This is a genomic window from Roseateles sp. (genome assembly GCF_046300915.1).
GTDB lineage: Bacteria > Pseudomonadota > Gammaproteobacteria > Burkholderiales > Burkholderiaceae_C > Kinneretia.
This window is the reverse complement of sequence record NZ_JBKCLH010000199.1, coordinates 1-3085: the sequence shown is the minus strand read 5'-3', so window position 1 is coordinate 3085 and position 3085 is coordinate 1. Positions and strand designations below refer to the sequence as shown.

Annotated in this window: 5 protein-coding genes; 3 read left to right on the top strand and 2 right to left on the bottom strand. The window is 68.8% G+C overall.

Annotated elements, in window-relative coordinates; genetic code table 11:
* Positions 1 to 178 precede the first annotated feature (178 nt).
* Together ACK5F2_RS15205 and ACK5F2_RS15200 are read right to left on the bottom strand one after the other, a co-directional pair.
* Entirely contained in the window at positions 179 to 415 is a 237-nt protein-coding gene (locus ACK5F2_RS15205; protein WP_409866035.1) for a helix-turn-helix domain-containing protein, read from the bottom strand.
* A 13-nt stretch (positions 416 to 428) separates the two neighbouring features.
* Entirely contained in the window at positions 429 to 980 is a 552-nt protein-coding gene (locus tag ACK5F2_RS15200) for a DUF2975 domain-containing protein (protein WP_409866033.1), read from the bottom strand.
* 124 nt (positions 981 to 1104) lie between these two features.
* Between ACK5F2_RS15200 and ACK5F2_RS15195 the strand changes: the two genes are divergently transcribed.
* From ACK5F2_RS15195 to ACK5F2_RS15185, 3 genes are all read left to right on the top strand, one after another.
* Complete coding sequence (locus ACK5F2_RS15195) at positions 1105 to 2163, top strand: aldo/keto reductase (protein ID WP_409866031.1); 1059 nt, start codon at positions 1105 to 1107, stop codon at positions 2161 to 2163.
* A gap of 78 nt (positions 2164 to 2241) precedes the next feature.
* The gene (trxC, locus tag ACK5F2_RS15190; RefSeq protein WP_409866029.1) at positions 2242 to 2673 is read left to right on the top strand and encodes a thioredoxin TrxC; all 432 of its coding nucleotides are present in this window, start codon (positions 2242 to 2244) and stop codon (positions 2671 to 2673) included.
* Positions 2674 to 2720: 47 nt separating this feature from the next.
* Positions 2721 to 3085, top strand: a 365-nt coding sequence (locus ACK5F2_RS15185) for a hypothetical protein (protein WP_409866026.1), incomplete at its 3' end; no start/stop codon positions are given.

Here is a 3085-nt window from a genome sequence, read left to right as displayed (position 1 = left end):
GGCAATGGATGCAGGGTGATGCTCAGCGGCTCGCGCGCCTGCAGGGGCTGGGGCGGGGAGGCCCGCATCGGTCGGCTGCCCTCACGCAGCAGCCAGCCCAGCAGCCACAGGTGCAGGCCCAGCACCGCCAGCATCAGCAGGGCCCGGGGGCCATATGCGGAGGCTGGCGAGACAAGCATCAGGCTTCGTCCGCGCCGTCGGGCAGCTCGGGGCCGGCTTCGTAGCTCAGCAGATCGCCGGGCTGACAGTCCAGCACCTCGCAGATGCGGGCCAGGGTCTCGAAGCGCACGCCGCGCACCTTGCCGGATTTGAGCAGGGAGAGATTGGCCTCGGTGATGCCGATGCGCTCGGCCAGCTCGCGCGAGCGCATCTTGCGCCGCGCCAGCATCAGGTCCAGGGTCACCACGATGGGCATGCTGCGCGTCTGATCAGACGAAGGACGCGTTCTCGTCCGCCACCCGTGCCGCCTCATGCATCACCCGGGCCAGCGCCAGCAGTACCAGGCCCGCGAGCAGGCAGGCGAGCTGGTTGAAGTCCAGATTGAGGACCAGCATGCGCTTGCCCGCAGGATTGCCCAAGGTAAGGGCGAGCACGGCCAGGGTGCGGCTGAGCGGCAAGGCCAGCACCAGCAGCAGCAGGGCCGCCCCGCTCTTTTGCAGATACTGGGCCGTGCGTTGACTGAACAACTCGCCCCGACCCAGGCAGCCGAAGAGCTGCCAGACCTGCCACAGCGCCCAGAGGGCGACGGCGCTGGACAGCAGGCTGGCGCCCAGCCCGCCCAGGCGGGCCAGCCCGTCCAGCTGCAGCGCGGACAGGCCCCATTCCGAACGGGCCACCGACTCCACCCATGCAGGCTGTGCCCAGAACAGGGCGGGCATGCCCAGCATCAGCAAGCCCAGCAGGGCGCAGACCAGACGCACCCAGCGAGAGAGCCGGGCGATACGGCGCTGAGCGTCCTGGGCTTGGGGCGTTTTCTTCATTTGTTTACTGTAAAACAATAAAAAATGGCTGTAAATCAGCAAGTGCTTGCCAGCTCAGCAGGCCGGCCGAGCTTGCGGCACACTGCCGGGCTTGAACGACTTGGGCCGCTCGAGCCCTGCTGCCATGGAATCCACACGCTTGGGACGCTCGTCCCTGAACGTCAGCCGCATCTGCCTGGGCACCATGACCTTTGGCGAGCAGGTGGACGAGGCCGGCAGCCAGGCCATCCTGGACCATGCGGTCGCCCGGGGCCTGAACTTCATCGACACCGCCGAGATGTATCCGGTACCGGCCCGGGCGGACACCTTCACGCAGACCGAGCGCCTGATCGGCCGTTGGCTGAAGGCCCGGCCTGGGCTGCGCGAGCGCCTGGTGATCGCCACCAAGGTCAGCGGTCCCTCGCGCGGCTATGACTGGATTCGCAACGGCGCCCAGGATCTGAGCGCCGACGACATCGTGGCCGCCTGCGAAGACAGCTTGCGGCGCCTGCAGATCGAGACCATCGATCTCTACCAGATCCACTGGCCGCTGCGCCATGTGCCCATGTTCGGCGGGCTCTTCTACGAGCCCGAGAAGAATCGTGAGGTGAGCTCCATCGCCGTCCAGCTGGAGGCCCTGGATCGCCTGGTGCGGGCCGGCAAGGTGCGCGAGATCGGCCTGTCCAACGAGACGGCCTACGGGGTCTGCGAGTTCGTGCATCAGGCCGAGCGCGGGGGGCTGCCACGCATCGTCAGCGTGCAAAACCCCTATGCCCTGGTGAACCGGGTGCTGGAGAACGGCCTGGACGAGGCCATGCAGCGCCACGATGTCAGCCTGCTGGCCTACTCACCCCTGGGCTTTGGCAGCCTGACGGGCAAGTACGACGCGCGGGGCCTGGATGATCCGGCCAAGCCGGGGCGCCTGGCGGTCTTCGAGGGCATGCGCAAGCAGCGCTGGGCCCGGCCCGAGACCCTGGCAGCCGCGCGCCGCTACAACGCCCTGGCCCGGGAACATGGCATGAGTGCCAGCCGCATGGCGCTGGCCTGGTGCTATGGTCGCTGGCAGACCGCCAGCACCATCATCGGTGTGACCAGCATGGCCCAGCTGGATGAAAACCTCGACGCCTGGGGCACCCGGCTGGCGCCCGAGCTGCTGGCCGAGATCGACCGCATTCGCTGGGAAATTCGCGACCCGGCCCAGTGAGATCGGCCCCGGCTCTTGCAATCGCGGCACTCATCCCCTGATGAGCTAGAGCCCCAAGCGTTCCGGAGTCTTGCCACCATGCACATTGCCTGTCCCCATTGCCTGGCCACCAACCGCGTACCCGAGTCGCGTCTGCAGGAGCAGCCGGTGTGCGGGCGCTGCGGCAAGGAACTCATGCCCGCTGCGCCGGTCGAGCTCAGCGATGCCAGCTTCCAGACTTACATCAGCCGCACCGAGCTGCCGGTGCTGGTGGATTTCTGGGCCGACTGGTGCGGGCCTTGCAAGATGATGGCGCCGCAGTTCGCCCAGGCCGCGGCGCAGCAGCCCCTGATCCGCTTTGCCAAGCTGGATACCGAGGCCCATCGCGCCACCGCCGCGGCCCACCAGATCCGCAGCATTCCCACCCTGATCCTCTTCCTGGGCGGGCGCGAGATCGCCCGGCTGTCCGGCGCCCTGAGCAGCGCCGAGCTGCAGCGCTGGTTGCAGCAGCAGCTGGCGGGGCAGCGCTGAAGCGCGAGGGCTGAGCGCGATCATGGTGCGCGCTCTACAATGAGGCCGTGTTTGCTTGGCTGCGCCTCCTTCTGCTGGCTCTGCTGATTCCCGCCTACGGCTGGGCAGCAGCGCCCTGGGCGGCGAGCACCGGCCCGCAGGCTGTGGCGTCGCCCTCGGCGCACTGCGCCGCGATGCCTTCGCCGCTGTCAGCAGCGTCCGATAGCGCCGACAACACAAGCCTGCTGGAGCTGCAGGACGTCGCTGACACCTCAAGCGAACTGCCCGAGCATGGCCTTCCCGCGGCCGGCGACCAGCCCACCCAGCCCGGCACCCACAAGCCCTCGGCCCGGACCTGGCCCGAGGCTCCCGAGGCGCCGCCGCAGCGCCTGCTGCGGCCGCCCCAGCACCAGGCCAGATCCGGCCCGCCGGG

Coding starts and splice junctions, on each gene's coding strand:
- ACK5F2_RS15205 (WP_409866035.1), bottom strand. CDS start 415: ATGCCCATCGTGGTGACCCTGGACCTGATGCTGGCGCGGCGCAAGATG.
- ACK5F2_RS15200 (WP_409866033.1), bottom strand. CDS start 980: ATGAAGAAAACGCCCCAAGCCCAGGACGCTCAGCGCCGTATCGCCCGG.
- ACK5F2_RS15195 (WP_409866031.1), top strand. CDS start 1,105: ATGGAATCCACACGCTTGGGACGCTCGTCCCTGAACGTCAGCCGCATC.
- trxC (WP_409866029.1), top strand. CDS start 2,242: ATGCACATTGCCTGTCCCCATTGCCTGGCCACCAACCGCGTACCCGAG.